The organism is Paraburkholderia lebeckiae (genome assembly GCF_050436225.1).
GTDB lineage: Bacteria > Pseudomonadota > Gammaproteobacteria > Burkholderiales > Burkholderiaceae > Paraburkholderia > Paraburkholderia tuberum.
Map to the genome: position 1 here is coordinate 804,372 of NZ_JBNDLU010000001.1, position 15,666 is coordinate 820,037.

A 15,666-nucleotide genomic window follows, 5' to 3' on the forward strand; every position below is an offset into this window, starting at 1 on the left:
GCATGCCGGGGCGCTCTTCTTCGGATGCCTGACGAACGTAACAGCCGGAAGCAAGCGCGAGGGGCGACCCACCATGAATCCAGTCCATACGTTCTGGCTCACTCTGATGCTGATCGCATCGCCGGCGTGGGCGTTCCAGTCGCGCGTCGTCACGATTCCGAGCGCGGCGATGCATCGTACGTTCGACGCCACCATCGTGCTGCCCGATCGATACGCGCGTGGCAACCAGGCCGCGCGCTTTCCGGTCGTCTACGTGCTGCATGGCTCGGGCGGCGATTACACGGACTGGACCGCGAATTCGCATATCGGCAAGCTCGCCGACCGCTATCACGTGATCCTCGTGATGCCCGACGGCGGCCGCGACAGCTGGTACATCGATAGCCCGGTCGATCCGCGCAGCCGCTATGAAACCTACGTGGGTACGGAAGTGGTGGCCTATATCGACAGCCATTTCCGCACGATCGCGACGAAGCAGGCGCGCGCTATCACGGGTTCGAGCATGGGCGGCTTCGGTGCGCTACGCATCGCGCTCGACCGGCCCGACGCGTTCGGCGCGGCGGGCAGCATCAGCGGTGCGGTGGACCCGCGCGGGAGCGAGGACGAGCCCGGCATCGAGCGGGTGTTCGGCGACCCGATGCAATATGCGGACTTCTGGAACAGCAAAGCGATCGTCGTGAGTGCGGAGGATTTCGGCCGCGACCATATCGCGCTGACGATCGATTGCGGGGTGAACGACTCGCTCGTGCAGTCGAACCGGCTGCTGCACGAGCGGCTCGTCGAACTCGGCGTGCCGCACGATTACGCCGAGCGGCCGGGCGGCCATACGTGGATGTACTGGTCGAACGCGGTCAAATATCAGGTGCTGTTCTTTGCCGGCACGTTCAGGCAGGCGGCGCGCGAAATGCGTGACGCGCGCGCCGCGGCCGCGGCCGCGGCCTGACGGCGGACGGCTATCCGCGTCAATCGATTCCGTGAAACACCGCGTCGTCCGGGCCCAGGTAGACCGGCGGGCGCCACGCGGCATCGCGCATCGAATGCTGGACCTGTTTGTCGACGCCGAGCAGCACCGCGAAAATCGCCATCCGCACCGGAATGCCGTTGTCGGTCTGCCGGAAAATCGCGAGCCGCGAATCGTGGTTGAGGTCGGTGCTCAAATCGTTCGCGCCGGGCCGGCTGTCGCGCGGCAGCGGGTGCATGATCAGCGTGTCGGCGCCGCACACGCTATCGACGAGCGCCTGGTTGATCTGGAAGTCGGGCGTGTAGCCTTCGAACGATTCGTCGGTGAAGCGCTCCTTCTGGATGCGCGTCGCGTATACGACGTCGGCGCCGCGCAAGCCAGTGCGCAGGTCGTGCGTCTGTTCGATCACGTGAGCGTTGCGCGAAATCTGCTCGATGATATAGCCCGGCAATTCGAGCATGGGCGGCGAAATCAGCGTGAACTTGATGCCGCGATAGAGCGCCAGCAGCTTCACGAGCGAATGCACGGTACGTCCGTACTTGAGGTCGCCGACCAGCGCGATGTGCGCGCCGTCGACGATCTTGCCGAGCCGCGAGAACTCGCGCTGGATCGTGTAGAGATCGAGCAGCGCCTGGCTCGGATGCTCGCCGGGACCGTCGCCGCCGTTGATCACCGGCACGTTGGTCGCGCGCGCGAATTCGGCCACCGAGCCTTGCTCCGGGTGGCGGATCACCAGCGCGTCGACATAGCCGCTCATCACCCGGCTCGTGTCGTAGATCGATTCTCCCTTTGCCATCGACGAAAACGTGAAGCCGGTCGTGTCGCACACCGAGCCGCCGAGCCGGCAGAACGCCGCGCCGAAGCTCACGCGGGTACGCGTGCTCGCCTCGAAGAACAGATTGCCGAGCACCGCGCCTTCGAGCACGCGCGAGATTTTTCGGCGCCGGGCGATCGGCTGCATGATGTCGGCGACGCGAAAGAGCGCCTCGACCGAGTCGCGCGAAAACTGATCGACCGACAGCAACTGCGGCTTGCCCTCGAACAGAATCTGGTTTGCGAGCGATTGCGAGTCTACGCTTTGCGTATATCCTTCGCCCGGCTCCGTGTTCGCGACGATCTCCGACACGAAACGCTCGACGATTTCCGGCATCGCCCGCGATTCCTGCGAGTCGTCCGGCAGCAGCCACGTGTCCAGCGCCCTGCGCGACACGCCGATGCGGTTCGCGAACGTATCGCGCGTCATGTTCAGGCGACGCATCGCATCGCGTAGGAAGGCTTGTTGCGGAACGCTCATGAGGGCACCTGTCGCAAAAGTGGGGTCGGCGAGAGTTAGGTAGCAAAACGCGTTGATGTACGCGGTGCGTATATTAGTTTCCGGCGCGTAGAAGTCAAGCGTTTTCCTCCGCGAGCTGGTTCGACGGCCCTCGCAGGACGGCATCGCCCTGCATCCGCGAATTCAGGCGATCAAGGATTGCGCCGGTTCGCTCGACACGACGCTCGCGCTGATTCGCGACGGCCGTCTGCAAGTGCTCGCGGGCAACGACCTCGAGCTCTTCTCGACGGTGTGCGCGGGTGGAAGTGGGGCAATCGCGGCGTCGGCGCATTGGCGGCCCGAGCGTTTCGTCGCGCTTTATCGCGCGTTGACGGACGGGAAGCTCGACGAAGGACGACGCATTTTTCACGCGCTCGTGCCGCAGATCCAACTCGCATTCGCGGAACCGAATCCCGCGCCGGTGAAGGCGCTGCTCGCGGCGAGGGGATGGGTGCGCAACGAATTGCGTTTGCCGATGACGCGTGCGGGCGAGGCATTGACCGAACGGCTCGCGGCGTTGGGGGAGACGCTGCTCAGATAGAGACTCCGCTTGCGGCCATCATTCTGCCGCGGAGCATTGCGCCGAAGTCGTCGGCGTTGATCGGCTTGCCGAGCAGGTAGCCCTGCACTTCGTCGCACATCATCGAGCACAGCTTGTCGAGCTGCGATTGGGTTTCGACGCCCTCGGCGACCACGTCCATTTCGAGCGAGTGCGCGAGCGCGATGATCGCCGACACGATCGCGCTACCCGCGGCGCCGTTCGCGTCGAGACCGTTGATGAAGAAGCGGTCGATCTTCAGCTGCTTCACCTGGAAGCGCTGCAGATACGCGAGGCTCGAATAGCCGGTGCCGAAGTCGTCGATCGAGATGTCGAAGCCGCTCGCGTGAAACGCGCGGATTACTTCGACGGTGCGCGCGGCGTCCTGCATCGCTACGGTCTCGGTGATCTCGAACATGATCTGCTCGCACGCGACGTCCTCGCTCCTGACGATGTCGAGGATCGTCTCGACGAGGTCCGGTTGCAACAGCTGACGCGGCGACAGGTTGATCGCCACCTTCATCGCCGGCAGGCCCTGTTCGATCCAGCCGCGAATGCGCCGGCAGGTTTCGCGCACGACCCAGTAGCCGATCTGCACGATCTGCCCGGAGCGCTCGGCGACCGGTATGAACTCGGCCGGCATCAGCGCGCCCATCTCCGGATCGTGCAGGCGGATCAGCGCCTCGGCGCCCGCGAGCGCGTCGCCGCCGCGCTCAAACTTCGGCTGGAACAGCAGCGAGAAACGATCATTCGCGAAGGCGTCGTGCAGCACTTGCTGGATCCGCAGCGTGCGCGTGGCGGCCTCGTTCATGCTGCGCTCGAAGAAGCGGTAGGTGCCGCGGCCGGCGCGCTTCGCTTCGTACATCGCGGCGTCCGCGTGCTGGAGCAGCGTCTCGACGCTGTCGCCATCGCGCGGATAGAGCGCAATGCCGATGCTCGGCATCACCTGCAGCGGTTGTGCGTCGCTCCACGTGCCCTGGCGCATCCGGTGAAGCACGCCGTCGGCGAGCGCGGCCGCGTCGTCGCCGCACGTAAGGTGTTCCGTGAGCACGACGAACTCGTCGCCGCCGAGCCGCGCGACGGTGTCGCTCGAACGCACACATTGCTGCAGGCGTTGCGCGAATGCGGACAGCACCGCGTCGCCGGCCGAGTGACCGAGCGAATCGTTGATCGTCTTGAAGCCGTCGAGATCCATGAACAGCACCGCGAACGACGTACGCTGACGGCGCGCGCCGCTGATTGCGCGTTCGATCCGCTCGGTCAGCGTCGCGCGGTTCGGCAGGCCCGTCAGCGCGTCGAGCGTCGCGAGCCGCACGATCTGGCCGTTCAGCCGCGTCACCGCGCCGAGCAGGAAGGTGGTGCGCACGTCGAAGCGCGACAGCATCAGCGTGACGATCAGCACCGCGAACGTGAGCAGGATCACCGAGGTGGCGAGCCATTGCGCGTTCATGTCGTTGGCCGCGCCGCAGATCGCGCCCGGCGCGAAGTCGGCGGCGGCCATGCCGGTGTAGTGCATGCCGCTGATCGCGACGCCCATCACCAGCGCCGCGGCGAGACGTTTGCGCGCGATATGGCGCTCGTCTTCGTTGCTGAGCGCGCGCGCCATCCACAGCGCGGCGCTCGACGCACCGATCGCGATCGCGATCGAGGCCGCGAACCATGCCGGCTGGTAGTGGATCGCGGGCGCCATGCGCAGCGCCGCCATCCCGGTGTAATGCATGCCGGCGATAGCGATCCCCATCGCCACGCCGCCCATCAGCAGCCGGACCGGCGTCAGGCGCTGCTGGGTCGTCAGCGAGAGCGCCAGATACGAAGCGCCGATCGCGAGGGCCAGCGAGCAGGCGGTCGTCGCCGGGTCGTAGCCGAGCGGGATAGGCAGCGAGAAGGCGAGCATCGCGACGAAGTGCATCGACCAGATGCCGACACCGAGCGCGAACGCGCCGCCGAGCCGCCATGCATGCCGCCGGCGCGTGGAGCCGAGCAGGAAGATGCGGCCCGTCAGATCGAGCGCGGTGTACGACGCGAGGGTCGCGACCGCGAACGAAATCGCGACGAGCCAGAAATTATATGAACTCTGCATATTATGTCCGCCGGGAAGAGTCCGGCTGGACATGTTATCGGCACTTTTCCGACTTTTGTTTAACTTATTTGCGATTTGCGAACAGGGGGCAAAGCCGACGCGCGGACGGCGGCGAATGCCGCGCTGGAACGCGTGTCGGATGGCGAGTCACGCTATGCATCGGAGCGTGGATCGGACGGCGGATCGGCGTCCGCGCGGCTCAGTTGGAAGCCTTCGTCCAGCCAGCCGGTGACGCCGCCCGCCATCAGCTTGACGGGCCGCCCCAACTGGGCGAGCCGTAGTGCGCCGCGCGCCGCGCCGTTGCAGTGCGGGCCCGCGCAGTAGGTAACGAACAGCGTGTCCGGCGCATAAACCGCGAGCTTCGACGCGACGATCTTGCCGTGCGGCAGATTCAGCGCGCCCGGCACGTGGCCCTGCGCGAACAGCGCGGGACTGCGCACGTCCAGCAGCACGAAGCCGGGCGCGCCGCTCGCGAGCGCGGCGTGGACGTCGGAGCAATCGGTTTCGAAGCGCAGCGACGTCTGGAAGTGCGCGAGCGCGGCGGCGCTGTCGGCAGCGGGGATTGCGGTGACGGCGTTCGGGACGGTGGTGAGGTTGTCGTGAGTCATGGCAAGCAGGGGTGAGTTGATCGGGTGGTGGGGCGGCGCGTTTCAGGAACGGTCGATTGTGACGAGCGGCGGGTCGCCCGGTAAGTGGCGTGATCGTCAATCTTCGGTAACATTGCGCCATGCACAATCATCTCGTCGTCGCGCTGGCCTACGACCGTCTCTGCACCTTCGAATTCGGCTGCGTGACCGAACTGTTCGCACTCGAACGTCCTGAACTCGGTGTACCGTGGTATCGCTTCGCGGTCTGTGCGAGCGAGCCCGGTCCGATCCGCGCGGCGGGCGGCATCACGCTGGCCGCGCCGTACACGCTGAAGCTGCTCGCGAGCGCCGACACGATCGTGATTCCGGGTTGGCGCGATGCCGACGAGGTGCCGCCGGCCGCGCTGCTGCGCAAGCTTCGCGCGGCTTATGAGCGCGGCGCGCGGCTCTGCTCGATCTGCTCGGGCGTCTTCGTGCTCGCGGCGGCCGGCGTGCTCGACGGCAAGACCGTGACGACCCACTGGCGCTACGCGGACAAGTTGCAGCAGCGCTATCCGCAACTGCGTGTGCAGCCCGACGCGCTCTATGTCGATGAAGGGCAGGTGATCACGTCGGCGGGATCGGCGGCCGGGCTCGACATGCTGCTGCATCTGGTGCGGCGCGATCATGGCGGCGCGGTTGCGAATCGCGTCGCGCAACGGCTCGTGGTGCCGCCGCATCGCGAGGGTGGCCAGGCGCAGTTCGTGCCGCGCCCGATGCCGCACGACGAAAGCGGACGTATCGCGAAGCTGATGGACTGGGTGCGCAGCCATGCGGCCGAGCCGCATACGCTGCGCTCGCTCGCCGGGCGCGCGGCGATGAGCCCGCGCACGCTGCAACGGCAGTTCCGCGACGCGACCGGCATGGCGCCTTATGAATGGCTCGTCAGGGAGCGCGTCGCGCTTGCGCGCGAGTTGCTCGAAGCCGCGACGCCGCTGCCGATGGCGCGCGTCGCCGAGCTGGCGGGGTTCGGGTCGGAGGAGTCGTTGCGGCGGCATTTTCGCCGGATCGCGTTGACGAGTCCGGGGGCGTATCGGCGCAGGTTCGGTGGGGAGGGGTGAGTCCAGCAGATCGTAAGCACAATGTATGCGACACATTGATGACATTGGACATCTATTCGAACCAACATTGCGCGTTCGTCAGCAACAGGAGCCGCATTGAATTCGCTGCACGCCCCGAGGTCACAGCAGCAGGCATGGAGCTCACGTCGAGCTTGCTCATTCAACGGAACCCGCTATGCCCGATATCGCAAAGATCATCGCCAACTTCAACGCCGGGAGGGACCCCGAACGACTCGCGATGAAATACAAAGCCATGCGCGGCTCGCCGTTCGTGTTTCTGCGCGGCACCTGCCATCTGTTCTATGCGCGTCTGCCGCGCGCGAACGTACTCGACGACGCGCCGCACGTGTGGATCTGCGGCGACATGCACCTCGAAAATTTCGGCAGCTACAAGGGCGACAATCGCCTCGTCTACTTCGACAACAACGACTTCGACGAAGCCTGTCTCGCGCCGGTTCCCTACGAGCTCGTGCGTCTGTTGACGAGCGTGCTGGTCGGCGCGGCCAACCTGAAGCTGAGCCGCGCTGAAGCGCTCGCGCTGTGCCACACCGCGCTCGATGCCTACGGCGCCGCGCTCGCCTACGGCAAGTCGCGCTGGATCGAAGCGGAGACCGCGACCGGCATGGTGCGCGATCTGTTCGTCGCGCTCGCAAGCCGCACGCGTGCCGTGCATCTGGACCGGCGCACGGTGCTCAAGGGCAAAACGCGCATGCTGAAGGTCGACGGCAAAAAAGCGCTGCCCGTCAGCGATGAACGGCGTGCCGCGGTCGCGCAGTTCATGCAGCAGTTCGCGGCGACGGAGCCGAATCCCGGGTTCTACCGCACGCTCGATGTCGCGCGCCGCATTGCGGGGACGGGCAGCCTCGGTGTCGATCGCTATGTGATTCTGGTCGAAGGCAAGGGCTCGCCCGATGGCAACTACCTGATCGATTTGAAAGAGGCGCTGCCGTCATCGGTGAGTGCGCACGTGACGGCGACGCAGCCGAAGTGGCAGACCGAGGCGCAGCGTGTCGTCGAAGTGCAGCGGCGCAATCAGGCGGTCTCGCAGGCCTTTTTGCACGCGGTGGAATTCAACCAGCGCTCCTATGTGCTGCGGAGTTTGCAGCCATCGGAAGATCGCGTCGCGCTTGCCGACTGGGACGGCAAGCTGCCGCGGCTCGAGGCAGTGATCAACAGCATGGCCGAGTTGAGCGCGTGGGCGCATCTGCGCAGCGGAGGGCGGCAGAAGTCGGCGATCGCGGACGATCTGATCGCGTTCGGCAGTCGGCGCGATTGGCAACTGCCGTTGATCGATCTTGCGACGCAGTGTGAGGCGCAGGTCGCGGCGGACTGGAAGGCCTATTGCGAAGCTTATGATCGGGGAACCTTCGAGACGAGCGGCACGGGCAACTGAAGCGTTGCATTGGAGGGCCGGCGCGGGCGTCAGGGCTGCGGACGGCGTCGCGTTGATCGGCGGCGATCGATGACGACCGGGGAAGTTGCGCGGGTCATGACCGCTCGCGATTGACGAAGCGGGAAGCGGAGCAGGATCACATGTGCGCGGGCCGTACGATCCGCGCGTCGAAAGTCGCGTTGTCTCATACGTGCCCCAGCACCTTCCACCAAAGCGGTCCAACGACCAGCCAGGCCACCATGTAAAACAGGCTCATCAAAAATCCCGCCTTCCACCATTCTCCCTGGGTCACGTAGCCCGCGCCGAACATGACGGGACCGGAGCCGATGCCATATTGCGTCAGGCAACCGTTCACATTGCTCAGAATGCCGAGCGAGACGGCGGCGACGAAGGGCGGGACGCCGGCGGCGACCATCAGTGCCATGGAGAGCGGAAACAGCGCGCTGATATGCGCGGTGGCGCTGGCGAAAAAGTAGTGAATGTAAACGTAGATCGCCGCCACCAGCATATAGACCGCCAGCATCGGAAAGCCCGCGAGATGCGCGCCGAATTCCTTGCCGAACCAGCTCACCATGCCATATTCGTTGAGCTTGGAGGCCAGCATGATGAGCAGGCCGATCCAGATCATCGTGTCCCAGGCGGACTTCTCGTTCAGCGCGTCCTGCCAGGTCAGCACGCCGCTGATGAACAGCAACGAAACGCCGATCGCCGCCGCGAGCGTCGCGCCGACGCCGAGATCGTCGCCGAACACCCACAGCACCAGCAAGCCGACGAAGATGCACGCCATGATGATTTCTTTGACCGAGATGGGCCCCATCGTCGTGAGCTCTCGTTGCGCGAGGTCGGTGGCATCGGGGGTGCGTCTGACCTGCGGCGGGGCGATCCACAGCATGGCGATCGGAATCACGGCGAGGCACAGCAGACCGGGGATCGACGCCGCCACCGCCCAGTCGAGCCAGCTGATCGACACGCCCTGGTCCGCGGCCAGCCTGACCGCCAGCGGATTGCCCGCCATTGCGGTGATGAACATGCCCGCCGTGATGATGTTCGCGTGGAAGGCGCAGAGAATCAGGTAGCGTCCCACCTTCACGCGTGATTCCGGATCGTCGGCGTGACTGCCCAGCACGTCGGAAATGGCTCGCGTGATCGGCAACATCACGCCGCCCGCGCGCGCGGTGATGCTCGGCATCGCGGGGGAGATCACGAGTTCGGTCAACACGAGCCCGTAGCCGAGCCCGGTCGTTCGCTTTCCCAGCAATCGCATGAACAGAAGCGCGATCCGGCGGCCAAGGCCGGTCTTGATCACGCCGCGTGAAATGAAAAACGCGAGCATGACGAGCCATACGAGGTCGGTGCCGGTGGATTTGGTGACGTCGGCGAACGACAGAACGCCGACGAGCACGCCAATGGTCGAGCCGATGATGGCAACCACCGACATCGGCAGCGGGGCGGTCATGATGCCGGCAATGGTCGCGACGAACACGGCGAACATATGCCACGCCTTCGGCTGGAGCCCGGCGGGCGCGGGCAGAAACCACAGCACGACGCCGACCGCGAGCGGTACCAGATATTTCCAGACGCCGGCCGGCAGTCCGACCGAGGGCTTCGGCGTGGCGGGAGGCGAGCTGGTGGGCCGTGAAACCTTGGCAGGTGTAGGAGCCATGATGGACCTCGTGCCGGCGTGGTTGGGTATTTTGGAGTGCGCGGGAAGGCGTCACCGCTCGAGGAGCACGCTTTCCGTCGCGTCCTTGACGATGCGCGCGCTACCTAGCAAGGTCTCGCGCTCGATAGGGTCGAGTTCCGGATAGGCGATCAACCGCGCGCCCGCGCCATTGACGACCATTGGCAGCGACACGCACACGTCCGGTACGCCTTCCACTTCGGGCTGAACGATGCCAACCGTGAGGATCAGATCGGTGTCGTGCACGATGGCCTCGCAGATCCTTCCTATCGCGCTGGCGATGCCGTAATGGGTGGCGCCTTTGCCTTCCTTGATGAGCTTCGCCGCCTCGTGGACGGAGCGCAGGATCAGATCCCTGCTGGCGGGGCCCAACTCCTTGCCGTTCCGCGTCAGGAAGGTTTCGAGCGGCATGCCGCAGACCGTCGCCGCGGACCACTGGATCACGGCCGATTCGCCGTGCTCGCCGAGCACATAGGCGTGAATCGCGGAGGCCACGACGCCGAGCCGCTCGGACAGCAGGGAGCGCAGCCGCCCGGTGTCGAGCGAGGTGCCCGTGCTGATGACGCGTTCGCGCTCGCAGCGCAGTTGGTCGTAAACGGCGCCGGTCAGCACGTCGCACGGGTTGGTCGCGATCAGATAGATGGCTTCGGGCGCGAGCGGCGCGATCCGCCCGACGATTTCGGTCGCGATGTCCGCATTGGTTCTGGCAAGGTGCAGGCGAGTCTCGCCGGGTTTGACGCCGGCGCCGGCCGTGATCACGACGATGTCGGCGTCACGCGCGTCTTCGTAGTCCCCTGCGCGAAAACGGCTGTGCCCCCAGAATGCCGCGGCGTGGGCGAGATCGAGAACCTGTCCCTCAGCGCGCACCCGCGCGACATCGATGATGACGACTTTCGCGCTCGGAATGGCCAACGCCACGAACAGCGCTGCCGATCCCCCGACCAGCCCCGCTCCGACGATAACGATCTTGGCCTGCCGCATAGCGAACCTCGTCAAGTTCGGGCTTCAGCCCCCTCGGGGCATAGTCGCACGGGCGCGTTTGTCATCAATCGGACCTTGGTCCTACACGGCCGCGGCACGTTTTTTCACGCGCTCCGCTCAACCCATTGACTCCGCCAATCCGGTGCCTCGAACGGATCCGCAAAATACTGCGTCTCGTGGACGACCTTGCCTTCGCGGAACTCCATCACGCTGACCGTGTAAGCGATGCGCCCCTGATAGTTGATCGTGTACTCGGTGATCCACAGATTGCCCTCGCCTTGAATGCGCCTGATTGCGAATCCCGATGGCTTGCCGGGATGATGGCCGCGCAGCGCCTGCAAATTGGTTCGTCCATGAATTCGCTCGCCCGATTGGGGATAGTCGCAGATCGCATCGTCGGCGTAGATAGCGTGTTCGGCGTCGAGATCGACGTCCGCCGACGCTCGCCAGTGTGCGTTCAAGGTTTCACGTATCGCGTCTTCGTTCATGGAGCGCCTCCAGAGCCGGGTGTTGCAGTCGACCAGCCGCGCGTGGCCGTCGCGTTGAAATTTCGCCGCCAGCGCATAGTCTGCGCCATAAAATCCCTGGCCCAACCGTTGCTGGAAGTACTCTCCCAGACGTGCAAAAAATGTCTGGCGCCTGCAGGGATTGCTCGCCGAGCAGTCCGGTCATTCGGACTGCCGGCCTGCGCGCGAGGGCCGGGACATCCGTTTGCCGTCTCCTTTGTTGCGGAGTCTCCGAAGAGAAGGCGAGCGCTCGGTGAGCATTGGCGACATCTGTTGCTCCGCCCGCCGCGCGTGCGCGAACTGCTGCCTGAATTCAACCGGCGTCATGTCCTTGGCGGCTTTGAATTGCCGGTTGAAATTCATGTATATCGCTTCGCTGCCGGGCTGCGCGAAGAACGATGCGTATCTGAAGCGGCAACTGCCGAGCTTTCTCGAAGGCAGGAGCCCGCCGGATTTTCCGGCCGATCATTTCGAAGTCGATTTCGTCGGCCGCGCGACGCCAGACGATCTCACCGAGCCTGGCCGTGCGCAAATGGGCTTCGACGTGACCGGAAATGGCATGGCCGCGTCTGGATCGGGAGCAGAACTTGCTGCCCCTTCAGCATGGCAACGACCTAAGGAGGACCGGCCATGGCAACCACACCGAACAAGGACGAAAACCCGATCCGCCCGGATCAGTCCGACGTCGTGCAGACGGATCTGCCCGACCTCGGCCCATCGCAGGACCCGGATGAGCCGCCGCTCGATCCCGACATCGACCCCGATCGCGAGGACGACAAGCCATAGACGAGCGCATTCGCCCGATAAAAAAGAATCGAAGTGAAATGCGGGCGTTTCTGATAACCGCGGCATTTCCCCACCTGGCGGAATTGCCGCGCGAGTCCGGTTTTGCCATGAGTGCCGCGCATAGCGAATTCAACGGAGACGGAAGTTTGCCGGAGCGATGCGCTCCGTGACAACCGTCGCTGACGGGGCGTCTCCGCGCGCACAAAAAGATGCACGTGAGCGACACGCGCCAGGGCTGCCAAACAGAAACGTTTGAGCGCGGCGTGTCCCTGAGCCGCTACAACTGACTCTCGATCGCGGCTTTATCGATGACCGACCAGACTTGCTGGATCTTGCCGTCACCAAACTCGTAGAAGACGTTCTCGGAAAACTCCACCCGTTTTCCTTGCACGGGAAGCCCAAGTAACATGCCGATGGGTGTGCAGTCAAAATGCAATCGGCTTGCGATATGTGGCGGCTCGCAAACCAGCATCTGAATCTCGAAGTGCAGGTCCGGAATTTCGCGGAAGTCTCTTTCCAGCATCTCGCGATAGCCCGACAAACCGATTCGTTGGCCGTTGTACCTCACGTCTTCGCCAACGAAGTCTCGCAGCTTTGACCAGTCCTGCGTGTTCAGGCAGGAGATATAGGCGCGGTAGAGTTCCGACAGATCGAGTTCGCTCATCGCAATCGTCTTCCATGCTTCAGTGGATAAGCCGATTGTCGGCGATCCGAGACTTTGCGTTGCACGGCTGCCAGGGATTTTCATCGGAAGCCTCAAATATCCGCTCCGGCCGAACAACCTCGATGCGCGCCGCATCATCCTCACACGCATGCCAGAAATCCCTCCAGACAAACCCGGATTGCTGCGCCGATTTCCCCGCTGCTATCGTTCGCTGGACAGTGTGGAAGCGCTTCCACTTAAGCGTTCACAGTAAGTCTGGACGCCAGCGCCTCGAGCTCCACCACACCCGGTTCAACGACCTCATTGGCAGGAGAGAATCCGTGGTAAACGACGCATCAGCAGTCACCGACGCCGCCCGTCCAACCGCTCACGGCGAACCGCATTCCGATCCATTCACACCGCCCGCCGATTCGTCGCTGTGGCGCCAGGATTTCCTGCTCGGCGCGGCCACCGCGTCGTATCAGATCGAAGGCGCGGTCAACGAAGACGGCCGCCTGCCGTCGATCTGGGACACGTTCTCGGCCACACCGGGCAAGGTGTTGGCCGGCGACACCGGCGCCGTCGCGTGCGATCACTACCATCGCTGGGAACAGGACGTCGACCTGCTCGCGGGCCTCGGCCTCGAAGCGTACCGGCTGTCGACCGCATGGCCGCGTGTGATGGACGAAAACGGCACGCCGAACCGCAAGGGGCTCGACTTCTACAAGCGCCTGCTCGGACGGCTCAAAGAGAAGAACATCACGACTTTCGTCACGCTTTATCACTGGGACCTGCCTCAGCATCTCGAGGATCGCGGCGGCTGGCTCAATCGCGAAACCGCGTACCGTTTCGTCGATTACGCGGATCTGATGAGCCGCGAGCTGCACGGCCTCGTCGATGCGTGGGCGACGCTCAACGAGCCGTGGTGTTCGGCGTACCTCGGCTACGGCAACGGCCATCACGCGCCGGGACTCTCGAACCTGCGTTTCGCCGCGCAGGCCATGCATCATCTGCTGCTCGCGCACGGTCTCGCGATTCCGGTGCTGCGCGCGAACGACCCGCGCTCGCACAAGGGCATCGTCGCGAATGTCGGGCGCGGCACGCCGAATAGCGACAGCGCCGGCGACCGTCGCGCGGCCGAGCTGTTCGAAGTTCAGCACAACGCGTGGATTCTCGATCCGCTGTTCAAGGGCGAGTATCCGCAAGACCTGTTCGAGTTGTGGCCAGGCAGCGAGCCGCTCGTGCTCGAAGGCGACATGCAGACGATCAATACGCCGCTCGATTTTCTCGGCATCAACTATTATTTCCGCACCAACGTGGCGAGCGATGGTGGGCACGGTTTCAAGGAGGTGCCGCTCGAAGGTGTCGAGCGCACGCAGATGGGCTGGGAGGTTTACCCTGACGGTCTTCGCGATCTGTTGACCGGTTTCAGGAATACCTATGCCAATCTGCCGCCGATCTACATCACCGAGAACGGCATGGCATCGGACGACAAGGTGATCGACGGCCGCGTCGAGGACATGCAGCGCATCTCGTTCCTGAAGCGCCATCTCGCCGCGGTCGATCAGGCGATCAAGGCGGGCGTCGACGTGCGCGGCTATTTCCTGTGGTCGCTGATGGACAACTTCGAGTGGGCTTTCGGCTATGAGCGGCGCTTCGGCATCGTGCACGTCGACTACCAAACGCAGAAGCGTACGGTCAAGCGCAGCGCGGAGCTGGTGTCGAAATTCCTCGAAGATCGCAACGCGCAAGCGCAATAAACACAATTAAAACGACGCAGCAACGATGTAAAGCTGGGTGGAGCTGGAAGGTATTTCGACTTGACACACGGGCACTGAGCCTGGAGGAGACGGAATGAACAGCAACAGAATGGTCTTGCGAGGCGTAGTTGCGGCACTGGCGCTGTATGGCGTCGTCGCGCATGCGGAACCGCTCAAGGCTAACGTGATTCACTGGTGGACCTCGGGCGGCGAGTCGGCCGCGATTCGGCAGTTTGCCGTCGCGTACGACAAGGCCGGCGGCCAATGGGTCGACAATGCAGTCGCCGGCGGAGATCAGGCGCGTGCCACCGCGATCAACCGGATCGTCGGCGGCGATCCACCCACCGCCGCCCAGTTCAATACGTCGAAGCAGTTTCACGATCTGATCGACCAGGGACTCCTGAATAACGTCGACGACGTCGCCGCGAAAGAAAACTGGAACGGCATTTTCCCGCAGTCGATTCTCGACAGTATCCGCGTGAAGGGCCATTTCTACGCGGCGCCGGTCGACATTCATATGCCGGCGTGGTTCTTCTACTCGAAGCCGGTGTTCCAGAAAGCGGGCATCGCGAGCGAGCCAAAAAGCTACGACGAATTCATCGCCGATCTCGGCAAGCTGAAGAGCGCGGGCGTGATTCCGCTCGCGTTCGGCGGCCAGCCGTGGCAGGAGAAGATCACGTTCGACGCGGTGCTCGCCGATGTGGGCGGCCCGGACCTGTATATGAAGGTCTATCGCGATCACGATCAGAACGCGGTCAACTCCGATGCGTTCAAGAAGGTGCTCGTGTCGTTCAAGCGGCTGCACGATTTCGTCGATCCGGGCTCGCCTGGCCGCAACTGGAACGACGCGACCGCGCTCGTGACTTCGGGCAAGGCCGGCGTTCAGATCATGGGCGACTGGGCGAAGGGCGAGTTCGTCGCGGCGAATCAAACGGCGGGCAAGGACTTCGGCTGCTTCCCGGGCTTCGGTCCGCGTTCGCCGTATCTGGTCGCGGGCGACGTCTTCGTGTTCCCGAAGACCGACAGCGCGGCGGCGATCAAGGCGCAGAATCTGCTCGCCACGGTGATGACCTCGCCGTCCGCGCAGGTCGCGTTCAGCGCGAAGAAGGGCTCGATTCCAATCCGGTCTGACGTCGACGAAAGCAGCCTCGACATCTGCGCCAAGGAGGGCATCGCGATCATGAAGGACAAGTCGCGCCAGTTGCCGAATCCGGAAATGCTGCTGTCGCCCGATACGCAGGGTGCGCTGACTGACGTCGTGACGAACTTCTGGAACAAGAACGAGTCCGTCGACGACGCGCAGAAAGCGTTCGCCAGCGCGTTGAAGGGCTAGGCCTCGCC

The 15,666-nt window shown here is 64.2% G+C and carries 14 protein-coding genes and 2 pseudogenes; 8 read left to right on the top strand and 8 right to left on the bottom strand.

Annotated features, from left to right (window positions below; translation table 11 throughout):
• The first annotated feature begins 73 nt into the window (after positions 1 to 73).
• Positions 74 to 940: an alpha/beta hydrolase gene (locus tag OKW45_RS03770; RefSeq protein ID WP_429466051.1), complete on the top strand. Its 867-nt coding sequence runs from the start codon at positions 74 to 76 to the stop codon at positions 938 to 940.
• 19 nt (positions 941 to 959) lie between these two features.
• Here the strand turns inward: OKW45_RS03770 and OKW45_RS03775 are convergent, their stop codons facing one another.
• Positions 960 to 2,252 (bottom strand): aspartate carbamoyltransferase, encoded by a 1,293-nt coding sequence (locus OKW45_RS03775; protein WP_026226595.1) that lies wholly within the window; start codon positions 2,250 to 2,252, stop codon positions 960 to 962.
• A 142-nt stretch (positions 2,253 to 2,394) separates the two neighbouring features.
• On the opposite strand from OKW45_RS03775, the pseudogene OKW45_RS03780 reads away from it, so the two are divergent.
• Positions 2,395 to 2,811, top strand: a pseudogene (locus OKW45_RS03780) (dihydrodipicolinate synthase family protein); the annotation flags it as partial.
• Here OKW45_RS03780 and OKW45_RS03785 read toward each other — a convergent pair.
• Both OKW45_RS03785 and OKW45_RS03790 read right to left on the bottom strand, forming a co-directional pair.
• Positions 2,804 to 4,888 carry a putative bifunctional diguanylate cyclase/phosphodiesterase gene (locus OKW45_RS03785; protein ID WP_429466053.1) on the bottom strand — a complete coding sequence of 695 codons (2,085 nt, stop codon included), beginning with the start codon at positions 4,886 to 4,888 and terminating at the stop codon, positions 2,804 to 2,806. The pseudogene OKW45_RS03780 and the gene OKW45_RS03785 sit on opposite strands and share 8 nt — an antisense overlap.
• A 152-nt stretch (positions 4,889 to 5,040) precedes the next feature.
• A complete protein-coding gene (locus OKW45_RS03790) occupies positions 5,041 to 5,496 on the bottom strand; it encodes a rhodanese-like domain-containing protein (protein ID WP_018424836.1) in 456 nt (151 codons plus the stop codon).
• Positions 5,497 to 5,615: 119 nt separating this feature from the next.
• Between OKW45_RS03790 and ftrA the strand changes: the two genes are divergently transcribed.
• Entirely contained in the window at positions 5,616 to 6,575 is a 960-nt protein-coding gene (gene ftrA, locus OKW45_RS03795) for a transcriptional regulator FtrA (protein WP_429466055.1), read from the top strand.
• Positions 6,576 to 6,750: 175 nt separating this feature from the next.
• Complete coding sequence (locus tag OKW45_RS03800) at positions 6,751 to 7,968, top strand: DUF2252 domain-containing protein (protein ID WP_429466057.1); 1,218 nt, start codon at positions 6,751 to 6,753, stop codon at positions 7,966 to 7,968.
• A gap of 184 nt (positions 7,969 to 8,152) precedes the next feature.
• Here OKW45_RS03800 and OKW45_RS03805 read toward each other — a convergent pair whose 3' ends face one another.
• The 4 genes from OKW45_RS03805 to OKW45_RS03820 form a co-directional block, all read right to left on the bottom strand.
• On the bottom strand, positions 8,153 to 9,631 hold the full coding sequence (locus OKW45_RS03805) for a DASS family sodium-coupled anion symporter (RefSeq protein WP_429466059.1): 1,479 nt from the start codon (positions 9,629 to 9,631) through the stop codon (positions 8,153 to 8,155).
• Positions 9,632 to 9,682: 51 nt separating this feature from the next.
• Entirely contained in the window at positions 9,683 to 10,630 is a 948-nt protein-coding gene (locus tag OKW45_RS03810; RefSeq protein ID WP_429466061.1) for a lactate/malate family dehydrogenase, read from the bottom strand.
• Between the two features lie 104 nt (positions 10,631 to 10,734).
• Positions 10,735 to 11,118, bottom strand: coding sequence for a nuclear transport factor 2 family protein (locus OKW45_RS03815; RefSeq protein ID WP_429466063.1), 384 nt, complete (start codon positions 11,116 to 11,118; stop codon positions 10,735 to 10,737).
• A gap of 180 nt (positions 11,119 to 11,298) precedes the next feature.
• Positions 11,299 to 11,499, bottom strand: coding sequence for a hypothetical protein (locus OKW45_RS03820; protein ID WP_429466065.1), 201 nt, complete (start codon positions 11,497 to 11,499; stop codon positions 11,299 to 11,301).
• On the opposite strand from OKW45_RS03820, the pseudogene OKW45_RS03825 reads away from it, so the two are divergent.
• A pseudogene (locus tag OKW45_RS03825) lies at positions 11,498 to 11,680 on the top strand (YbiU family protein); the annotation flags it as partial. The gene OKW45_RS03820 and the pseudogene OKW45_RS03825 overlap by 2 nt on opposite strands.
• 86 nt (positions 11,681 to 11,766) lie before the next feature.
• Positions 11,767 to 11,922 carry a hypothetical protein gene (locus OKW45_RS03830; protein ID WP_167368690.1) on the top strand — a complete coding sequence of 52 codons (156 nt, stop codon included), beginning with the start codon at positions 11,767 to 11,769 and terminating at the stop codon, positions 11,920 to 11,922.
• 277 nt (positions 11,923 to 12,199) lie between these two features.
• Here OKW45_RS03830 and OKW45_RS03835 read toward each other — a convergent pair whose 3' ends face one another.
• Positions 12,200 to 12,586 carry an ester cyclase gene (locus OKW45_RS03835; RefSeq protein ID WP_429469235.1) on the bottom strand — a complete coding sequence of 129 codons (387 nt, stop codon included), beginning with the start codon at positions 12,584 to 12,586 and terminating at the stop codon, positions 12,200 to 12,202.
• Positions 12,587 to 12,906: 320 nt separating this feature from the next.
• On the opposite strand from OKW45_RS03835, the gene OKW45_RS03840 reads away from it, so the two are divergent.
• A complete protein-coding gene (locus OKW45_RS03840) occupies positions 12,907 to 14,325 on the top strand; it encodes a GH1 family beta-glucosidase (protein WP_429466067.1) in 1,419 nt (472 codons plus the stop codon).
• A 94-nt stretch (positions 14,326 to 14,419) separates the two neighbouring features.
• Positions 14,420 to 15,658 (top strand): ABC transporter substrate-binding protein, encoded by a 1,239-nt coding sequence (locus OKW45_RS03845; RefSeq protein WP_429466069.1) that lies wholly within the window; start codon positions 14,420 to 14,422, stop codon positions 15,656 to 15,658.
• Positions 15,659 to 15,666: the final 8 nt, after the last annotated feature.

What these genes read in the sequence shown, in the direction of transcription:
- OKW45_RS03810 (WP_429466061.1), bottom strand. Translation starts at nt 10,630, where the DNA reads ATGCGGCAGGCCAAGATCGTTATCGTCGGAGCGGGGCTGGTCGGGGGA.
- OKW45_RS03775 (WP_026226595.1), bottom strand. Translation starts at nt 2,252, where the DNA reads ATGAGCGTTCCGCAACAAGCCTTCCTACGCGATGCGATGCGTCGCCTG.
- ftrA (WP_429466055.1), top strand. Translation starts at nt 5,616, where the DNA reads ATGCACAATCATCTCGTCGTCGCGCTGGCCTACGACCGTCTCTGCACC.
- OKW45_RS03805 (WP_429466059.1), bottom strand. Translation starts at nt 9,631, where the DNA reads ATGGCTCCTACACCTGCCAAGGTTTCACGGCCCACCAGCTCGCCTCCC.
- OKW45_RS03845 (WP_429466069.1), top strand. Translation starts at nt 14,420, where the DNA reads ATGAACAGCAACAGAATGGTCTTGCGAGGCGTAGTTGCGGCACTGGCG.
- OKW45_RS03820 (WP_429466065.1), bottom strand. Translation starts at nt 11,499, where the DNA reads ATGAATTTCAACCGGCAATTCAAAGCCGCCAAGGACATGACGCCGGTT.
- OKW45_RS03770 (WP_429466051.1), top strand. Translation starts at nt 74, where the DNA reads ATGAATCCAGTCCATACGTTCTGGCTCACTCTGATGCTGATCGCATCG.
- OKW45_RS03815 (WP_429466063.1), bottom strand. Translation starts at nt 11,118, where the DNA reads ATGAACGAAGACGCGATACGTGAAACCTTGAACGCACACTGGCGAGCG.
- OKW45_RS03785 (WP_429466053.1), bottom strand. Translation starts at nt 4,888, where the DNA reads ATGCAGAGTTCATATAATTTCTGGCTCGTCGCGATTTCGTTCGCGGTC.
- OKW45_RS03800 (WP_429466057.1), top strand. Translation starts at nt 6,751, where the DNA reads ATGCCCGATATCGCAAAGATCATCGCCAACTTCAACGCCGGGAGGGAC.
- OKW45_RS03790 (WP_018424836.1), bottom strand. Translation starts at nt 5,496, where the DNA reads ATGACTCACGACAACCTCACCACCGTCCCGAACGCCGTCACCGCAATC.
- OKW45_RS03830 (WP_167368690.1), top strand. Translation starts at nt 11,767, where the DNA reads ATGGCAACCACACCGAACAAGGACGAAAACCCGATCCGCCCGGATCAG.
- OKW45_RS03835 (WP_429469235.1), bottom strand. Translation starts at nt 12,586, where the DNA reads ATGAGCGAACTCGATCTGTCGGAACTCTACCGCGCCTATATCTCCTGC.